14 protein-coding genes are annotated in these 18,572 nt (G+C 63.3%); 7 read left to right on the forward strand and 7 right to left on the reverse strand.

The window, feature by feature from the left end:
• Positions 1-9 precede the first annotated feature (9 nt).
• Positions 10-216, reverse strand: coding sequence for a hemin uptake protein HemP (hemP, locus tag EOA13_RS09280; RefSeq protein ID WP_023757683.1), 207 nt, complete (start codon positions 214-216; stop codon positions 10-12).
• A 198-nt stretch (positions 217-414) separates the two neighbouring features.
• Here hemP and EOA13_RS09285 point away from each other — a divergent pair, with 198 nt between their 5' ends.
• The 4 genes from EOA13_RS09285 (at position 415) to EOA13_RS09300 (ending at position 4,554) form a co-directional block, all read left to right on the forward strand.
• Complete coding sequence (locus tag EOA13_RS09285; RefSeq protein ID WP_127291645.1) at positions 415-2,625, forward strand: TonB-dependent hemoglobin/transferrin/lactoferrin family receptor; 2,211 nt, start codon at positions 415-417, stop codon at positions 2,623-2,625.
• Between the two features lie 5 nt (positions 2,626-2,630).
• Complete coding sequence (locus tag EOA13_RS09290; RefSeq protein ID WP_023812248.1) at positions 2,631-3,074, forward strand: hypothetical protein; 444 nt, start codon at positions 2,631-2,633, stop codon at positions 3,072-3,074.
• A 91-nt stretch (positions 3,075-3,165) separates the two neighbouring features.
• Entirely contained in the window at positions 3,166-4,179 is a 1,014-nt protein-coding gene (locus EOA13_RS09295; protein WP_348629750.1) for a TonB family protein, read from the forward strand.
• Between the two features lie 60 nt (positions 4,180-4,239).
• The gene (locus tag EOA13_RS09300; RefSeq protein ID WP_127291928.1) at positions 4,240-4,554 is read left to right on the forward strand and encodes an antibiotic biosynthesis monooxygenase; all 315 of its coding nucleotides are present in this window, start codon (positions 4,240-4,242) and stop codon (positions 4,552-4,554) included.
• A 13-nt stretch (positions 4,555-4,567) separates the two neighbouring features.
• On the opposite strand, the gene putA is transcribed toward EOA13_RS09300, so the two are convergent.
• Positions 4,568-8,179, reverse strand: a complete 3,612-nt coding sequence (gene putA / locus EOA13_RS09305) for a bifunctional proline dehydrogenase/L-glutamate gamma-semialdehyde dehydrogenase PutA (RefSeq protein ID WP_127291648.1) — start codon at positions 8,177-8,179, stop codon at positions 4,568-4,570.
• 162 nt (positions 8,180-8,341) lie between these two features.
• Here putA and EOA13_RS09310 point away from each other — a divergent pair, with 162 nt between their 5' ends.
• The gene (locus EOA13_RS09310; protein WP_056596145.1) at positions 8,342-8,794 is read left to right on the forward strand and encodes an Lrp/AsnC ligand binding domain-containing protein; all 453 of its coding nucleotides are present in this window, start codon (positions 8,342-8,344) and stop codon (positions 8,792-8,794) included.
• Position 8,795: 1 nt separating this feature from the next.
• On the opposite strand, the gene EOA13_RS09315 is transcribed toward EOA13_RS09310, so the two are convergent.
• Together EOA13_RS09315 and EOA13_RS09320 are read right to left on the reverse strand one after the other, a co-directional pair.
• Positions 8,796-9,995 carry a cytochrome c peroxidase gene (locus tag EOA13_RS09315; protein ID WP_127291651.1) on the reverse strand — a complete coding sequence of 400 codons (1,200 nt, stop codon included), beginning with the start codon at positions 9,993-9,995 and terminating at the stop codon, positions 8,796-8,798.
• A 7-nt stretch (positions 9,996-10,002) separates the two neighbouring features.
• Complete coding sequence (locus tag EOA13_RS09320) at positions 10,003-10,452, reverse strand: FixH family protein (RefSeq protein ID WP_127291653.1); 450 nt, start codon at positions 10,450-10,452, stop codon at positions 10,003-10,005.
• Between the two features lie 151 nt (positions 10,453-10,603).
• On the opposite strand from EOA13_RS09320, the gene EOA13_RS09325 reads away from it, so the two are divergent.
• Positions 10,604-11,524, forward strand: coding sequence for a sugar kinase (locus EOA13_RS09325; RefSeq protein WP_127291656.1), 921 nt, complete (start codon positions 10,604-10,606; stop codon positions 11,522-11,524).
• A 146-nt stretch (positions 11,525-11,670) separates the two neighbouring features.
• On the opposite strand, the gene EOA13_RS09330 is transcribed toward EOA13_RS09325, so the two are convergent.
• The 3 genes from EOA13_RS09330 to EOA13_RS09340 all read right to left on the reverse strand — a co-directional run bounded on the left by EOA13_RS09330 (position 11,671) and on the right by EOA13_RS09340 (position 15,416).
• Positions 11,671-12,693 (reverse strand): aldose epimerase family protein, encoded by a 1,023-nt coding sequence (locus EOA13_RS09330; RefSeq protein WP_127291658.1) that lies wholly within the window; start codon positions 12,691-12,693, stop codon positions 11,671-11,673.
• A 91-nt stretch (positions 12,694-12,784) separates the two neighbouring features.
• Positions 12,785-14,242: an NAD-dependent succinate-semialdehyde dehydrogenase gene (locus EOA13_RS09335; protein WP_127291661.1), complete on the reverse strand. Its 1,458-nt coding sequence runs from the start codon at positions 14,240-14,242 to the stop codon at positions 12,785-12,787.
• A 223-nt stretch (positions 14,243-14,465) separates the two neighbouring features.
• Complete coding sequence (locus EOA13_RS09340) at positions 14,466-15,416, reverse strand: AEC family transporter (protein ID WP_127291664.1); 951 nt, start codon at positions 15,414-15,416, stop codon at positions 14,466-14,468.
• Between the two features lie 127 nt (positions 15,417-15,543).
• Between EOA13_RS09340 and EOA13_RS09345 the strand changes: the two genes are divergently transcribed.
• On the forward strand, positions 15,544-18,564 hold the full coding sequence (locus tag EOA13_RS09345) for a caspase domain-containing protein (protein ID WP_127291667.1): 3,021 nt from the start codon (positions 15,544-15,546) through the stop codon (positions 18,562-18,564).
• The last annotated feature ends 8 nt before the right edge of the window (positions 18,565-18,572 follow it).

Here is an 18,572-nt window from a genome sequence, read left to right on the forward strand (position 1 = left end):
GGCCTTGCCTTACTTGTTGAGAATGAGCTTGCCCTGGCGGGTGATCTTCAGCCGGTAGAGCGCGCCATGATGCTCGATGCCGATCTCGTGCTCGCCCTGGAACAGGGTGTTGCTGGAAAGGGTTCGCACCGCCAGCGGAACCCGGTCGAAACGGGCGGAGGCATCGTCGGAGCGGCGGACGCGATAGCGAAAATCGTTGGGATTGTGGGTGTTCATCTGGATGGATCCCTTTCCTGTGCCGGGCGTCTGGCTAGGCGTTGCGTAATCCGATTCATTTCTTGACTTGAATAATCATGTTTACTAGTCAGTGCAATACCGGATTAAATGAGTCAACATTTAAGACCCCGGACATGATCAAAAATGCCAGCCAGCCCCGGGCCAGCCAGCATGAAACCTGGACTTTGGAGTTGGGGCATGGGGTTTGTGACTTGGGAATGGCGCGGCCGGTCGGCGGCGAACGGCGCAGCGGCTTTGCTGGCAAGCGTGGCGGCGATCGCCTTGTCGGCGCAGCTGGCCAACGCTCAGCAGGCGGCGCAGCCGGCGGACCAGCAGACAGATCAAACGAAGAAGGCCGACGAAGAAAAGGCGGCACAAGCGGGCGCAACGCTGCTCGACAAGATCCTCGTCATCAGCCGCACCGGCGAAACGGCGATCGAATCGCTGGCATCGACCAGCCATGTCGGCCAGGAACAGCTCGACCGCCGCATGGCGACGACGCCGAACGAGATGCTGCTCGGCGTGCCCGGTGTCGCCGCGCAGGCCGACGCCAGGCGTGTCAGCACCAGCATCAACATCCGCGGCTTGCAGGATTTCGGCCGCGTCGCGGTCATCGTCGACGGCGCGCGCCAGAATTTCCAGCGTTCCGACCACGGCACGCAGTCGACCTTCTACATCGACCCGGAACTCGTCAAATCTGTCGACGTGATCCGCGGTCCTGTCGCCAACACCTACGGCTCGGGCGCCATCGGCGGCGTCGTCTTCTTCGACACCAAGGACGCCGAGGATTTCCTCAAGCCTGACGAGACATGGGCCGGCTCCGTCACGGGACGCTATGAGAGCAACGGCAAGGGCTGGACAACAAGCGCATCCGGTGCCTACCGCCTCAACGAGAACTGGGATGTGCTCGGCAACATCGTCTACCGCAACTATGACGACTACAAGGATGGCGGTGGCGACACGGTCAAGGGCACCGGCTTCGATGTGCTGAGCGGTCTGCTCAAGACCACCATCCGCCCGACCGACAACAGCGAACTGAAGCTCGGTTGGGTCGGCTCAAGCGACGGCTGGAACGAGATCAGCGGCGGCGTGCCGGTCAATGACGTCGACCTGAAGTCGAACACCTTCACCGCCCGCTACAACATTACGGATGAGGACAAGAGCTGGCTCGATCTCCATATCAACACCTCCTACAACAAGACCAATCTCGATCTGACCAGCCTCGTGCCTCTCAACCGGTTTGATCCGAGCACCGGCCTTCCAGTTGTTTTGCCGGCTGGCTCGACATCGACCTTCGACATCGACACGACCAGCATCGACATCTGGAACACGTCCAGATTCGAGACTGCCGCCATCGCGCATGAACTGACCTATGGCGGCGACTGGGCCGGCGACAACGTCAAGACCGGCGGCACCGCAGGTGGCGACAGTTTCTACACGCCGTCTGGCAAGCGCAACGTTTCGGGAGTCTATGTCCAGGACAAGCTCACCTGGGAGTGGCTCGAAGTCATCGCCGGGCTGCGTTACGACAATTACAGCCTCAAGGATGACACACACGAAACGTCGGGGGACCGGTTGTCGCCGCGCATCACCGTCGGCGTCTCGCCTTTCGACAGCGCCAGCCTTGCCGGCCTGCAATTCTACGGCACCTATGCGGAAGGATACCGGTCACCCTCCCTGTCGGAAACACTGATCAGCGGTCGCCATCCGGCGGGTGTCACCTTCCCGTTCCTGCCCAATCCCAATCTGCGGCCGGAAACCGGAAAGACCGTCGAATTCGGCGTCAACTACAAGCAGAATGACATCCTCGAAGCCGGCGATGCGCTGCGCATCAAGGCAGCCTATTTCAACAACGATGTCGAAGACTACATCGATGGCGTTACCCTGTCGCGGTTTGACCCGACAGCCGGCTGCCCGAGCGGACCCGGTATCCCGATATGCTTCCAGTACCAGAATTTTGCCAAGGCCAAGATCGACGGCTTCGAACTTGAGGGCGTCTATGATGCCGGATGGGGCTATGCCGGGCTTTCGGCCTCAATCACCAATGGTCATACCATTTCCTACAAGGACGTTCGGGCCGACCTGCTGACCATCCCCTCATCCCAGGTCACCGCGCAGCTCGGCTTGCGCTTCCTCGAGGACAAGCTGACCGTGGGCGGCGAAGTGCAATACAATGGCAAGCCCAAGGGCAACCCGATCGCCGAGGACTACACGCTGGTCAATGCTTTTGCCAGCTACCAGGCGACGGACAATTTGAAGATTGATTTCCGCGCCGACAATCTGTTCGATGTCAAATACGCCAACCCGCTCAACCTGACCACGGCCGGCCAGCCGCCGCAGCCGGTCTTCGCGGCCTACGAGCCCGGCGTCACCCTGAAGCTGGCGGCGACGATGCGATTTGGAGGCTGATGACCATGACGAGCTTGATGACATCCCTTCGTCTGCTGACCTCGATGCTGGCGATGTCGCTTGCGATGGTTCCGGCGTGGGCACAAGAGTCCGCGCCGGTCCCCGCACTCACCCTAGAACTCAATGGTGCGCAACCTTCCGACAAGGGTTGCCGCCTGACGTTCGTGGTCAACAACAATCTCGGCGCCGACCTATCCAAGGCGGCGTTCGAGATCGCCTTATTCAACGAGGCAGGCGTCGTCGACCGGCTGACCGTGCTCGATTTCAAGGAATTGCCGGCGGGCAAGACCAAGGTGACGCGTTTCGATCTGGCCGGCACCGAGTGCTCGAAAGTCAGCCGCGTGCTGATCAACAGCGCGACCGAATGCACCGGTACCGGCGTCGAACCGAACGCCTGCATGCGCAAGCTGAAGACGGACACCAAGACCGGTATCGCTTTCGGCGTCTGAGGTGGGACTGCATCCCGCATTCCTGCAAAACAATGCGGCGTGGCCAGTTGCCGGCCACTGCCGACTGCCGCTGCGAGCGAACGATCTTGATTTGACAATTCTGCTCTTGTCGCTGCAGGTCTCGCGGCGAGACATGCAGGATATCAGTCCCCTCCCCGAAGCCAGCGCCGAGCTGGCGATAGAGCCAACCGAGCCGCTCGCGCTACCGCGGCCATCGGCCTGGAACCGCAAGTGGACGGCGGCGATCGTCGTCTCCTGCCTGCTCCATGCCGCGGTGGCAGCGGCCTTTCTGATCTCCCCTACGGGGATTTCCAGTTTCCAAGATGCCGAGCAGCCGGAAGGCAGTGAACAGTCGGGCACCAACGTGGTCGGCAGCGCGCTGGACAAGGACCCGACGGCAATAAACGTTGCACTGGTGCCGAACCCGCAACCCGCCAAACCACAGCCGGCAACGCCGCCCAAGCCAACGCCGCCAACAGAGCCTTCGCAACCCGCGAAGGACGCAGCAAAGCCGCTCAAGCCTTTGCCGGAACCTGCCAAACAGCAGACGGTGACGCCCGACATATTGGTGGCCGGCGCCCCTCGCCCCGATGACCAGAGCGTGGCTCCCAAGGCCGAAACGCCGGCGCAGCCGATCGTGCAGGCCGAGAGCGCCGAAGTGCCTGTCGCCGTTCCAGAGCAGCCACCGATTCCCAGCGCCAGGCCAACGTCGGCAGCTGCCCCTTCAAAGACGGCGGATGAGAAGCGCGGCACGGCGAATGGCGAGGACCGGTCGGCGCAAGCAGCCAGCAAGGGCAAAAGGCAAAAAGAGGCAGGCACGGCCGCGGAAGACAACTACCGCGGCGATGTTTTTAGAAAACTCGGCAGCGTCAATCGCACCCTCCCGCCTTCCCTACAGCTGGCGGCACGCAACAATGCGGTTGTCACATTCGTCATAGGCAGGAAGGGCAACATAAACGAGTTGCGCATTCTGGAAACCTCAGGATCGGCGGCTTTCGATCAGGCAGCGCTTGGCATTGTCCGCAAGGCAGCCCCCTTCCCTCCGATTCCACCACAGGCAGCAAGGGCAAATTTGGAGTTCGAGACCGAAATCGGCCCATTTTGAATGTGCGCAGAACAAACGCTGCAGCCGCCAATCATCAACATCCGCACGAAAGGAACCGCCATGTACATCGCCATGAACCGCTTCAAGGTGCAGACCGGCTCGGAGAACGATTTCGAAGCCGTGTGGAAGAACCGCGATTCCACCCTTGCGGAGATGAAGGGGTTTAGGGAGTTCCATCTGCTGCGTGGCCCGGTCAACGAGACCGAAGGCTACACGCTTTTCGCGTCGCACACGGTGTGGGCCAGCCACGAGGATTTCATCGCCTGGACCAAGTCGGAGAATTTCCGCGCCGCCCATCGAAATGTCGGCACGACGAAAGTCCACTATCTCGGTCACCCCCAGTTCGAGGGTTTTTCGGTCGTCGAAGGCGCTTAAATACTGGCTGGGATCAAGCTCCGGCCAGCAGGCTCGCATTGCCGCCGGCGGCGGTGGTGTCGACGCAGACAGCCCGTTCATGTGCATAGGCCGCCGGGTTCAGTACCTCGCTGACCAGCGGCACGATCGGGCCGGAGCGGTCGGCGATGACCTTGCGCACGATGCGTGCAGCCTCCGGCGTGCCCGAAAAGGCGACGACATCGACGCGCAGTGAGCGTGCTTCGACCGGATCCGGCCGGCCGTCGATGGCGGCCAGCGGCAGGCCCTTGCCGGTCAACGCGGAAAGGGCTGCCGGTGCACCCGGCGCAACGGCCAGAACGGCATTGCCGGCGGCGAGCGCCTGGATCGTCTGCGCGAGCAGCGTATCGCCATCGGGACCAAGGCACAGCACCCGTCCGCGTGGCGACAGCGACAGCGTGTTGGCCTCGCCGGTTGGTCCGGGCAGGTCGACCTGGCCGAAATCGATGCCGGCGGCAGCACCAATGGCCGCGGCACCCTTGCCGCGCAGATGCTTCCGCAGAATGGCGATCCGGTCGGGCCGCGTCGACCAGCCGCCAAGTGTGGGATCAGGCAGATTGTCGGCAAGTTCGGTCGCCGTCACCTTATGGCCATCCTGCAAATGGGTGCTGGCCTCCGGCCCCTTGCGGAAGCGGCGGAGGTAGTGCGGGCCGCCGGCCTTCGGCCCGGTGCCTGAAAGCCCCTCGCCACCAAACGGCTGCGAGCCGACCACGGCGCCAATCTGGTTGCGGTTGACGTAGATGTTGCCGGCATGAATGCCGTCGACGAAATGCTGGACGCGACCCTCGATGCGGGTGTGCAGGCCGAAGGTCAGGCCATAGCCCTTGCGGTTGATGGCGGCGATGACCGCGTCGATTTCGTCGGCGTCGAACGTAGCGACATGCAGCACCGGCCCGAACACCTCGCGCTCCATGTCCTCGATGCCCTTGACCCGGAAGACGTGCGGCGGGACGAAGCGCCCCTCCTCGGGTGCTTCGAGCTTGGCGATCAGCCGGCCCTGCAAGCCCATTTTCGTGCAGTACTCGCGGATAGAGCTTTGCGCCTCGTCGTCGATGACAGGGCCGACATCGGTCGAAATCCGCCAGGGATCGCCGATGCTGAGCGCCTCCATGGCGCCTTTCAGCATCTCCAGCATCTTCTTCTCGACGTCCTTCTGCACGTAGAGCACGCGCAGCGCCGAGCAGCGCTGGCCGGCACTCTGGAAGGCCGAGGCGAGGATGTCGCGCACCGCCTGTTCGGGCAGCGCGGTGGAATCGACGATCATGGCGTTGAGGCCGCCGGTCTCGGCGATCAGCATGGCGTTGGGCGCGGCCGTCTCGGCCAGTTGCTTCTCGATCAGCTTGGCGACCTCGGTCGAGCCGGTAAAGCAGACGCCGGCGATGCGCGGATCTGATGTAAGCGGCCCGCCGACCGATGGGCCGTCGCCAGGGAGCAACTGGATGACGTCTTCCGGCACACCGGCCTCGCGCAGCAGCTCGACAGCCCGGAAGGCGATCAGCGGCGTCTGCTCGGCCGGCTTGGCGATGACCGAATTGCCGGTGACAAGTGCGGCCGCGATCTGGCCGGTGAAGATGGCGAGCGGGAAATTCCACGGCGAAATGCACACGATGGCGCCGCGCGCTTGCGTGCCCGCCTCCGCATTAGCCGCCTCGGTGGCGTAGTAGCGCAGGAAGTCGACCGCCTCGCGCACTTCGGCGACGCCGTCGGCCAGCGATTTGCCGGCCTCGCGGGTGGCGAGTGCAAAGAACTCGACGGCATTGGCTTCATAGAGATCGGCGGCACGGTTGAGGATGGCAGCGCGCTCGGCGACGGAACGTTTTGCCCATGCCGGCTGCGCTTCCACCGCAAAGCGCACGGCGGTCGCGACTTGCTTGGCGGCGGCTTCGCTGACCGTACCGACCACTTCGGAAGGCTTTGCTGGGTTGACTATGGGACGCTGCTTGCCGTAGCCGGCGGCACGGGTGATCGGCTTGGCATGCCAACGATCCGGCCCAGCGAAGGCCGCCCTGGCCTTGTCGATCGCCGCCAGCGTCACCGTGTCGGTGATATCAAAACCCTTCGAGTTGCGACGGCCGGCCCCAAAAATCTGGGAAGGCCGGGCAATCGCCGGATTGGCGGCCGGACCCTGGCTCTCGACCGTTTCGAGCGGATCGCGCGCAATGTCCTCCGGCTCGACGTCCTCGTCGGTCAGCTGGTGCACGAAGGAGGAATTGGCGCCGTTCTCCAGCAACCGGCGGACCAGATAGGCCAGCAGATCGGAATGCGCACCGACCGGCGCGTAGATGCGGCAGCGCGTGCCTTCGGACCGGCGCACCGTCTCGTGCAGCGCCTCGCCCATGCCGTGCAGGCGCTGGAACTCGAAGGAATCGCGATTATCCGCCATCGCCAAGATGGCGGCGACGGTGTGGGCATTGTGGGTGGCGAATTGCGGATAGATGCGGTCGGTCATCGATAGCAGCTTTTTCGCGCAAGCCATGTAGGAAACGTCGGTGTTGGTCTTGCGGGTGAAGACGGGATAGCCTGACAGTCCGAGCGTCTGCGCCCGCTTGATCTCGGTGTCCCAATAGGCACCCTTGACCAGCCGCACCATGATGTTGCGGTCGTATTTCCTGGCCAGCGCATAGAGCCAATCGATGGCGAAGGCCGCCCGTGGCCCATACGCTTGCACCACCACGCCGAAGCCGTTCCAGCCGGCGAGCTCCGGCTCGGCCAGCACCCGCTCGATGACGTCGAGCGACAGATCGAGGCGATCGGCCTCCTCGGCATCGATGTTGAGGCCCATACGCGAATGGCGCGCGGCCAGCGCCAGCGACAAGAGCCGCTCGGCCATCACAGGCAGCATCTCTTCCTTCTGCGCCACCTCGTAGCGAGGATGCAGCGCCGAAAGCTTGACCGAAATGCCGTGGTTCTGCCTGATGTCAGGACCGTTGGAGCCGGAATCGAGCGACGAAATCGCGTCGGCATAGGCCTTGTGATAGCGCAAGGCGTCGGCCTCGGTGCGGGCCGCCTCGCCCAGCATGTCGAAGGAATAGAGATAGCCCTTCTGCGTCATCGGCCGGCCGCGCTTGACGGCTTCCGTGATGGTGCGGCCGAGCACGAACTGCTCGCCCATCTCGCGCATGGCGGCGGCCACCGCCTTGCGGATGACCGGCTCGCCCAACCGCCGCACCATAGAGCGCAGCGTGCCCTCGATGCCGCCCTCGCCCTCATCGAGGACGCGGCCGGTCAGCATCAGCGCCCAGGTCGAGGCGTTGACGAAGATGGAACTCGAACCGCCCGAATGCGCCGACCAGTCGTGCGGCGCGATCTTGTCGGCGATGAGGTCGTCCATCGTTTCGGTATCGGGCACGCGCAACAGTGCCTCGGCTAGGCACATCAGCGCGACGCCTTCCTTGGTGGAGAGACCATAGGCCGAGAGGAAGACTTCCATCAGCCGGGGATCGGACGAACCGCGCACCGCCCGCACCAGATCGGCGGCGCGGGCCGAGATCGCCTTGCGGTCTTTCCCGGAGAGCGCCGTCGCGTCGGCAAGCCGCTTCACGGCCTCGTCCTCATCGGGCAGGTAGTTGGCGCGGATCTGCTGGCGGATGGTATCGAGCGCTGGCATGGCGGTCCCATGGATCGAGCAAAGGGATCGGGCCGGCGGTCACCGGACCGAATGGTGCAAGCTAGCACAGATGCGAGTTTTCAATCGGTCCGAAGAAATCGACATTGCAGGTCATTCGATCTATCGTAGCAGCTCAAAATTGACATATGGACTGCATTTTCGATGACAGAAGACCAATTGGACCGCATCGACAGGAATATCCTGGCGGCGCTGGCAAGCGATGGCCGGCTTTCGATGTCAGAACTGGCGGCAAAGGTCGGCCTGTCCAAAACGCCGGTGCAGGCGCGGGTGAAGCGGCTGGAGAAGGACGGCTACATCAGGGGCTACCAGGCGATCATCGACCGCGAGCGCATGGGCGAAGGCCATGTTGCATTCGTCCAGGTGAAATTGTCCGACACCAGGTCCGCCGCGCTCGATGCCTTCAACCGATCCGTGCAGGCCGTGCCGGAAATCGAGCAGTGCCACATGATGGCGTCGAGCTTCGACTATCTGCTGAAAGTCCGCACAAGGGACATCGCCGCCTATCGCCGCGTCTTGGGCGAGCGCATCTCAGCCCTGCCCCACGTCGCCCAGACCTCGACCTTCGTGGCGATGGAGACGGTCAAGGACAGGTAAGCTACTCCGAAAGCGTCTTCAGGAAAGCCACCAGCGCCGCACGTTCACGATCCGACAGCTCCAGCGGGTGAACTTCGGACGTTCCCTCGACGCTGGGGGCAGCCTTGGCGTAGTGCGCCACCACCTCGTCGAGCGACGAGAACTGCCCGGCGTGCATGTAGGGTGGGCGTGCCGCCACCCCGCGCAGCGAGGGCGTCTTGTAGGCGCGGATCAGTTGCGGGCCATCCTTGACCATGAAGCGCAACTCGCCGCAGGAGCTGGCGTCGCCATCGCGATAGGCACCGAAACAGTTGAACGGGTCGGCTTCGACTTGGCGCACCGCATCGATGCGGCCGCGATCCGGCGGCAGGCCCGCAACGGGTTGCACGCCGGTGTTGTGAAAGCTGTTGTCGGTGAAGCGCGGGCCGTTGTGACAGGTCACGCAGTTGGCCTTGCCGATGAACAGTTTCAGCCCAAGGAATTCTTGCTTGGAAAAGACCGCATCGCCTTTCGGCTCAGCGCCGGTGACGAGATCCAGCGCAAAACGGTCGAAACGCGTCGGCGCCGGCGCGATCGAGCGTTCGAAGGCGGCAATCGCCTTGCCTATATTGGCAAAGACGCCGTTGACGGCGTCACGCTGCGGGCCGCTCATCGCGTTCCAGGCCGCCTTCTCGGCATCGTTTCCAAGCGGGCTGGCATTCGACGGCATGCCCGAAAGATCGGGCAGCGGCCCGAAGATGCGCTCATAGCGCTCGCCGAAGCGCGCCTTGATGTAATGCGCGTAGGCGGTGCGGTTTCCCGCCTGCTCCAGCGGGTTTTCGAGCGGCGTCAGCGCTTGCGCCCACAGGCTGTCGCGGCGGCCGTCCCAGAAGAACCAGGGATCGCGCGCGACGCCGGCCAGCGGCATGGTGCGCCGGCTGGTACGGCCGACGCCGACGGCCTGCGGCAGGTCGTCCTGGAACTGGCGGTCGATCTTGTGGCATGTCGAACAGGATATCGACCCGTCACCGCTCATGCCCTGGTCGAAGAACAGCGTCGAGCCGAGTGCGGCAGCCGCCGGCACTTCGGCAAAACGATTGGTGGTGTCGGGCTTGAGCGCCGGCAGCGACGACAGCGCCAGCGAGGCGATGGTCGTCTTCTCGGCGTCGGAAAAATCCGGCTTCGTGCAACCGGTAAGGACAACGGCCACCATTAGCGCCAGAAAACGCGAACGCCGCCTCATGTCCTGCTCACAGCACCACGTTGAAGAGCACCGTGTCGGAGCCGGCGGTGGCCGAGATGGCGAAATGCAACTGCCACCAGCCGCTCATGGTGAATTTCACACCCTCGATTCGATAACGCCCGTCGCCGAGATAGTCGGTCGCCTGCGGGCTGGTCGGCAGGCCATGACTGTGCAGTGGCATGCCGCCGGAAATCGCGATCGCGGCACCTTCCACCGGAACACCTGCCTTTGTCTTCAAGGTCAGCAGCCAGGATTGCAGTTCGCCCTGCCGCACGACACCCCGTTCCGGCACGAAGCTGGCTACGAACAGCGCGTTGGCGGTGTTCTTCGTGCGCGAGACATCCGGGCCGGCAGGCTGCGCCGACCGCGGCGCCGTCAGATAGACGACCGCGAGAATGCCGACCAGCAAGGCAGCCAGACCAAGACCTGCTAAGAGATAACGCCATATCGATGCCAAACCGGTTCCTCTTCTGCAGACAACGCTCTGCCGAACGGATCGCATCCCGCCAGCCTGTGGGAAAACGCTGTGGCGGAAAAAACCCTGCTTGCCAAGCATGGCGCTGCCGGTGGCAAAAAGCTACAGCACCGAGATCACTGGAGGACTGTAGATGGCGGGAAACGGCGTCGCCTCGATCGGCGAATGCATGCTCGAACTGTCGGGCCAGACGGGGCCGAACTGGCGCATGGGCTTTGCCGGCGACACGTTCAACACGCTGTGGGCGCTGCATGCGTTGAGCACCGAGCGGCCGGCAACCTATGTCTCGGCCTTCGGCGACGATCCCTTCTCGCAAGGCCAGATCGATTTCCTGGCCGAAAACGGCATCGGCATCGGCTCCAGCCCGGTCATAGCGGGCGCACGGCCCGGCCTCTATGCCATCACGCTGACCGGGGCCGAGCGTTCCTTCACCTATTGGCGTGGCGACGCCGCCGCGCGGCAACTCGCCTCAGACCCAGCTGCATTGTCGAAAAACCTGGGAAATCAGGCGCTTGTCTATTTTTCCGGAATCACTTTGGCAATTCTGGACGAAGCCGCGCGCGCTGCGTTGCTGGCCGCCGTTGCCAAGGCGCGCTCAGCGGGTTCACTTGTCGCCTTCGACCCCAACTACCGGCCGCGGCTCTGGCGCAATCGCGAGGATGCGCAGGCAGCGATCGTCGAAGCCCTTGCCGTCACTGATATCGCATTACCAACCTTTCCCGACGAGCAGATGCTGTTTGAGGATGCAACGCCGCAAGTGACCGCTAAGCGGATCGGGAAATTGGTTGGCGAGGTCGTCGTCAAGAATGGCGAAGCGCCGGCACTGATTGCCCAAGCAGGAACGCTGCGCGACGTGCCGGCGATCCATGTCGCGGCTCCCGCCGATACGACGGGCGCCGGCGATTCCTTCAACGGCGGCTATCTTGCGGCTCGACTTGCCGGCCACGACCCGCTGGAAGCCGCACGCCGTGCCCATCGTGTCGCCGCCGCCGTGGTGCAGGTACGTGGCGCACTGGCGCCGTTCGAGATACTGCGAACCGCTTTCGAAGGCTAAGCTAAGGTCTGTCGAGATTCAGGTCAGGCCGAGCCGAAAACAGTAGGTTCCGAGAACCGGAGCGGAGCGTACTTTTGGGTACGTGAGCACCGGAAGCGCAGGAAACTGTTGTTTGCAGGCCGGCCTCACTTGAATATCGGCGGACCTTAAGGCAGACGGAATCTGTATTCCGTCACGTGGTGGTAGATCGCGCCCGGCCACAGCGTCGCCTGCGGGAAATAGGGCCGGTTCGGCGCATCCGGCCAAATCTGCGGCTCGAGGCAGAAACCGCAAAAGGCCTTGTAGTTCCGCCCTTCCAGCCCGGTGCGCGGCGTCACATACTGGCCGGTATAGAGCTGGACGCCGGGCTCAGTGGTCCAGACCTCCATCTCGACACCGGAACCGGCGCCTTGCGTCCACGCCGCCTGCTTGAGCGGCCCGCGTGTCGAAGCGAGGCAGAAATTCTGGTCGTAGGGCAGCTGTTCGCCCTCGGTCTCCATGCGCAGCGGCCGCGCCTGGCGGAAATCGAACGGCGTGCCGTCAACCGGCTTGACCACCCCGGTCGGGATCATATCGCCATCGACCGGCAGATAGGCGCCGGCATTCAACATCATTCTGTGGTCGAGAATGTCTCCGGCGCCGCCATCGTTCAGGTTGAAGTAGGAATGCTGGGTGAGGTTGCACAGCGTCGGCTCCTCACAGGTGGCTGTCAGCTCGACGCTGAGCGTGCCGGGGATCTTCAACCGGTAGGTGCAGGTGACATCGAGCGCGCCGGGAAAACCCATCGCGCCCTCGGGATCGTGCAGGGTCAGCGTGACGAAATCCCTGCCATGCAAGGAAACCGTCCACGGCCGGTGGGAGTAACCTTGCGAGCCGCCATGCAGCGTATGCCTGTCGAGGAAGTTTTGCTCGGTCTGGTAGCGGCTGCCGCCAATGGTGAAGCGGCCGTCGCGGATGCGGTTGGCGTAGCGACCGACGACCGCACCGAAGAAGGCCGTATCCGTCTCGTAGCCTTCCAGACTGTCGTAGCCGAGCACCAGCGGCGCATCGTGCCCGGTCAGGCGCAGATCCTGGATGATCGCGCCTAGACCGATGATGTTGGCTGTGATGCCGCCGCCCCTGATCGTGAAGCGACGCACCTGCTCGCCAGCCTGCGTCGTGCCGAAAACCTCGCCGTCCTTCATCGCCATGCCCGTAATGCCAGTTGATCCAGAGGACTTCGGCTTGGTTTTCCCGCTGAGATGGGCAGGCCATTGGCCTCCCCATCTCCGGGATAGAATATCAGAGGCCGAGGCCGCCGATGCAGACATATTTGGTATCGAGGTAATCTTCGATGCCCTGATGTCCGCCTTCCTTGCCGAGGCCGGATTCCTTGACGCCGCCGAACGGTGCCTCCGGCGTGGTGATGAGGCCTTCGTTGACGCCGACCATGCCGTATTTCAGCCCTTCCATGACGCGGAAGGCGCGGCCGAGATCGCCTGTGTAGAAGTAGCAGGCGAGGCCGAATTCGGTGTCGTTGGCGAGCGCTATCGCTTCTTCTTCGGTCTCGAACTTGAACACCGGCGCCACCGGGCCAAAGATCTCTTCCTTCATGAAGCGCATCTTGGGTGTCGCGTTGGCGATGACCGTCGGCTGGAAGAACGAGCCGCCGAGCGCATGGCGCTTGCCGCCGGCGACGATCTTGCCGCCCTTGGATGTGGCGTCGGCGATCAGTTCTTCGACCTTCTCGACCGCCTTCTCGTCGATCAGCGGCCCCTGCTGCACGCCGTCCTCGAGGCCGGAGCCGACCTTCAGCCCGTTGCTGGCGGCAGCGAGCTTCTCGACGAACTTGTCATAGACACCAGCCTGGACAAGGAAGCGGTTGGTGCAGACGCAGGTCTGGCCGGAATTGCGATACTTGGCGGTGATCGCACCGGCGACCGCACGCTCGAGGTCGGCGTCATCGAAGACAATGAACGGCGCGTTGCCGCCGAGTTCCATCGACACTTTCTTGACGGTGACCGACGACTTCTGGATGAGAAGCTTGCCGACTTCGGTCGATCCGGTGAAGGTGATCTTCGACACCAGCGGATTGGCGCAGATCTCGTCGCCGATCTCGCTTGCCGAACCGGTCAGGATGTTGACGACACCCTTGGGGAAGCCGACCTCCTCTGCGAGCGCACCCCAGGCGAGGCCCGAATATGGCGTCTGCGAGGCCGGCTTGACCACTGCGGTGCAGCCGGCGGCGAGCGCCGGGCCGAGCTTGCGGGCCAGCATCGAGGACGGGAAATTCCACGGCGTGATGGCGGCGATGACCCCGACCGGTTCCTTGGTCACCAGGATGCGGCGGTCCGCCCATGGCGACGGCACGACGTCGCCATAGGTGCGGCGGCCTTCCTCGGCGAACCACAATATGTAGGCCGCGGCAGAGCCGATCTCGCCCTTCGATTCGAACAGCGACTTGCCCTGTTCGATGGTCAGCAGTTCGGCCAGCACGTCCTGATTGTCCATCATCGCGTCATGCAGCTTGCGCAGCAGCTTCGAGCGCTCGAGCGCGGTCGTCTTGCGCCAGGTCTTGAAAGCTTCTGCGGCGGCTTCGATGGCGCGGCGGGTCTCGGCTTTGCCCGACTTCGGCACGGTGCCGATCTTGAGACCGGTGGCCGGGTTGTTGACGTCAACCGTCTGGCCGCTGTCAGCCTGCACCCATTCGCCATTGATGAGATTGGCCTGCCGCATGAAATGGCTGGTTTTCTGAAGCATGGTCTATCCTCCGTTCGGCGCGCTGACGGGCCGGTCTGTGAAATCTTCGGTGAGCGTGCGCCATGGACTGAAGCCGGCACGCCGGAGCCACTGCTCTTTACCGAGGGCAAGGCCCGCAAGCAATCGCAAGATGGCATATAGGGGTTGGACCAGCCCGAGGCGAGAGCAGGCCGGACATATGCCGTGCCGATCGCTGGCCGCACCATCTGACTATCGACATATCCTATCCGAAAACGTGGAGCACCACCGTCAGCCAGAAGGCGGTTGTAACAACCGCGCTCGCCGTGGCGATTGTCATCTGGTTCGACGCCAGCGCCTGGCCGCTGTTGAACTGCACGGCGATGAGATAGGAATTGATGCCGGATGGTAGCGCCGCCACCACCACCGCCACTTTGGCCGTCAATGGCGGCAGGCCAAGCAGCCAGACCAGACCGAGAACCAGAGCCGGCATCAGGAACAATTTCAGCACCGAAAGCGCCAGAGCCGGCCGGACATTGCCGGAGATACCGAAGCGGCGCAGGCTGAGGCCCATGGCGAACAGCGCCACTGGCCCGGCAGTGTCAGCCAGCGCATCGACCAGCCGCGTGGCAAGGTTCGGCAGCGGCGCGCCGGTTAGGCGCCATGCCAGCCCGGCCAGGATGCCGATGATCAGGGGATTGGTGAACAGTCTTCTCAGAAAGCTCTGGATGATGCGCAGCGGGTGTACGGGCTCGCTGCCACCGCGGCCAAATATCTCGAACATGATGATCGATGCCATCATCATGGTCGGCAGATGCACGGAAACGAGCAGCGACAGCACTTCGAATCCGCTGGACCCGAATACACCGAGAACGAAGGGAATGCCCAGCAACACCACATTCGAGAAGGACGACGACACTCCACCGACGATACCTGTGCGTGCGTCCCGCCCGAAGATTCGCGTCGTCACCAGATGGCCGGCAGCCCATGTCATTGCAACCGCAGTGAAGTAAGCGCCCCACAGCGACCATGGCGCCACGCCATGGAAATCGGAATTCACCATCGTCCGAAACAGCAGCAGCGGCATCGCCACGTTGATGGCGAATTCAGAGATGCCGTCCCCGCTGGCCGGCTTCAGATAGCCGGTGAGCCCGGTGAGATAGCCGAGAGCGACGAGGCTGAAGACGAAAAGAACGGTTTCGGTGAGCGGCGACATTTTTCAGGGATAGGCGAGCCACGGCCGCGGCGCAATCGCGCCCGAATTTGATCATGCCCGAATTTGATCATGGTAGACTGGCAACGTTATAGAGGGTTTGGATCATCAGGGCGGACACCAACGACAAATGGCCTTTGTCGAAACCTCGAAGCGTAATCTTTTGCAGCAGGCGTGGCTGACGGCTTTCGTCGCCGCATTGCTCTGCCTTGCCGCGACCGCGCTTGCAGTTGCAGAGACGAAAAGCCTCAAAGGCGTGGCGCTGATCATCGGCCAGTCGAAATACGAGCGCATCGCCGCGCTGCCCAACCCGGCCAACGACGCCCGCGACATGGCCAAGATGCTGACCGACCTCGGCTTCGACGCCCGCAGCGTCACCGATCGCGACGCTGTGAAGCTGAAGCGCGACCTGGAGCGCTTCACGGAAGATGCCGAAGGCGCCGATGTCGCCTTCATCTATTATTCCGGTCACGGCATCGAGGCCGGCGGCGAGAACTATCTGGTTCCAGTCGATGCCGACGTGTCGTCCCTCGGAGATGCCAACCAGGCACTGGTGCCGATTTCCGCCGTCATGGACGCGTTGAAAACGACCGTGCCGGTGACGATCGTGCTGCTCGATGCCTGCCGCACCAACCCGTTCCCCGCCGACGCCATGGTGCGGCGCGCGCCGACCGCCTCCGCCTCGCCCATCGGTGCCGGTGGTCTTGGACCGGTACGCGGCGCCAAGGCGCTGGGCGATGCGCCGGCGGCCGACGCGAGCCTGGGTACGGTGGTCGGCTTTGCCGCCGAACCGGGGCGTCCGGCACTCGATGGCGCCGCCGGCGAAAACAGCCCTTATGCGTCCGCCCTGCTGCGCCACCTCGCGGCAATGAAGGGCACCGAATTCGGCTCGGTCATGCGCATGGTGACCGAGGAGGTCTATCTCGACACAAAGGCAAAGCAGCGCCCCTGGGTCAATGAAAGCTTGCGCCGGCTGCTCTATTTCGGCGTCGCGCCGGCGGAGCCTACCGGCGACGACGGGCTGATCACCGGCGAAAGGCGCCAACTCCTGCTGACGATTTCCGACCTGCCCGACCCGAAACGGGCGCAGGTGGAACTGGCCTCGCTGCAGGAAGGCGTGCCGCTCGATGCGCTTTATGGCGTGCTGAAAGCGCTCGGCACGGAAAAGATCCCGGAAGATCCGACCGACCTGCAAAAGGTGCTCGACGCCCAGGCCGAGCGCCTGAAGAAGATGATGTCCGAGCGTGCAGCGCTTCGCACCGACGACCCAGAGATCAAACGGCTTGTCGCCTCCGCCGACAAGGCGATCGGCCAAGGCGCCATCGTGACAGCGCGTAAATTCCTCGACGATGCCGTCGGCCGGATCGAACAGACCAACGATGCGGTCGATCAAGCCGAGGATCTCGTCAAGCAGAAGCGTCTTGCCGATGCCGCGATCTATGCGAGGCGGGCCGATGCCTCTGGCCTGGTGTTCGACTACAAATCCGCAGCCGGCGACTACGCCAAGGCGTTTTCGCTGGCCGAAAAATGGGACGACAAGCTGCGCTGGAACTACAAGAACCAGGAAGCCGAGGCGTTGAACGCCTACGGCTACGCCACCGGCGACCTCGATGCGCTGCAGCACTCCATCGAGGCCTATCGCACTATCCTGAACTTCATCCCAAATGGCGAACAAAACCGCGATTGGGCCATCACTCGCAACAACATGGCGGTGGTGCTGCAGACCATCGGCGAGCGCGAGACGGAGACCGCGCGCCTTGAAGAGGCAGCGCGGATCTTTCGCGATTCCCTTGTCGTGTTCGAGCGCGAGAAGGACGATCTCAACTGGGCCGCAGCGCAGAACAATCTGGCAAATGTGCTGTTGAAGATCGGCGAACGCGAGAGCGACCCGAAGCGCCTGAACGAGGCGGTGGTGGCGATGCGCGCGACGCTCCAGAAACGCCCGCGCGAAAAAGTGCCGCTCGACTGGGCCGCTTCGCAGAACAATCTCGGCCTGGCGCTCTATGCGCTTTCCGAGCGCGAGGCCGCCGGCGAACATCTGACGCAAGCCGAGGCGGCCTACCTGCTGGCACTTGAGGAATACACACGCGAAAAGGCGCCGGTTGAATGGGCGATGGTCGAGAACAATCTCGGCAACACGCTGGTGTCGCTCGGCATCCAACTCAACGACAAGGCGAAGATAAACGAGGCGGCCAACGCGTTCCGTGCCGCGCTTGAAGTGCGAACCCATGACACCTTCCCGGTCTCGTGGGCAACCAGCCGGCTCAACCTCGGCAACGCGCTGAGCGGTGTCGCTCGCTTCGATATGGGCACCGGCGCGCTCGAAGAGGCAGCTGCGGCCTATGACGATGCACTGACGGTGTTTACCCGGCAGCGTTTCCCGATGGACTGGGCGTCGGCGCAGAACAATCTCGGTTCGATCTACCAGACGCTTGGCCAGCGCACCCGAGACGCGGCCAAGCTGGAGCAGTCGGCCGCGGCCTTCCGGGCGGCCCGGCAGGTCTATGTCAGACGAAAATTCCCTCTCGACTGGGCAATGAGCCACTACAATCTCGGTAACACGCTGCAGCTCCTCGGCGGCGTCACCGACAAGCCGGAACATTATGGTGAAGCCATTGCCGCCTACCGCGATGCGTTGCGCGAGTACAAGCGCGAGACAAACCCGCGCCAATGGGCGCTGGCCCAAGCCGGCCTCGGCTCGACGCTGCACTGGCTGAGCATGAGCAATGCCGACCCGAGGACCTTGCTGGAGTCCATCGCGGCCCGCCGAGCAGCCCTCGAAGTGCTCACCGTCGACAAGGCACCGGTCGACTGGGCCAACGCCCAGAACGGCATCGGCATGAGCCTGCTCAACCTCGGCAATCTCGAACGCACCGACAAATACCTCGGTGATGCCGAGGCCGCCTTCGCGGCCACGCTGAAGGTATTCACCAGGGAAAGCCTGCCCATGCAATGGGCCTTCGCGCAGAACAATCTCGGTGACGTGAGCTGGAACCGAGCCAGCTATGGCGGGGGCAAGGCCGAATATCAAAAGGCGATCGAATTCTTCGAGAACGCCAAGCAGGGCTTTACCGAAGCCGGCTACACGATCCCGATCCCGCTCACCGACCAGAAGATCGATCTGGTGAAGAAGCAGATGGCGAAGAAGTAGGTCTACGC

The sequence above is a fragment of the Mesorhizobium sp. M7A.F.Ca.US.011.01.1.1 genome (genome assembly GCF_003998295.1).
In the GTDB taxonomy this organism is placed as follows: domain Bacteria; phylum Pseudomonadota; class Alphaproteobacteria; order Rhizobiales; family Rhizobiaceae; genus Mesorhizobium.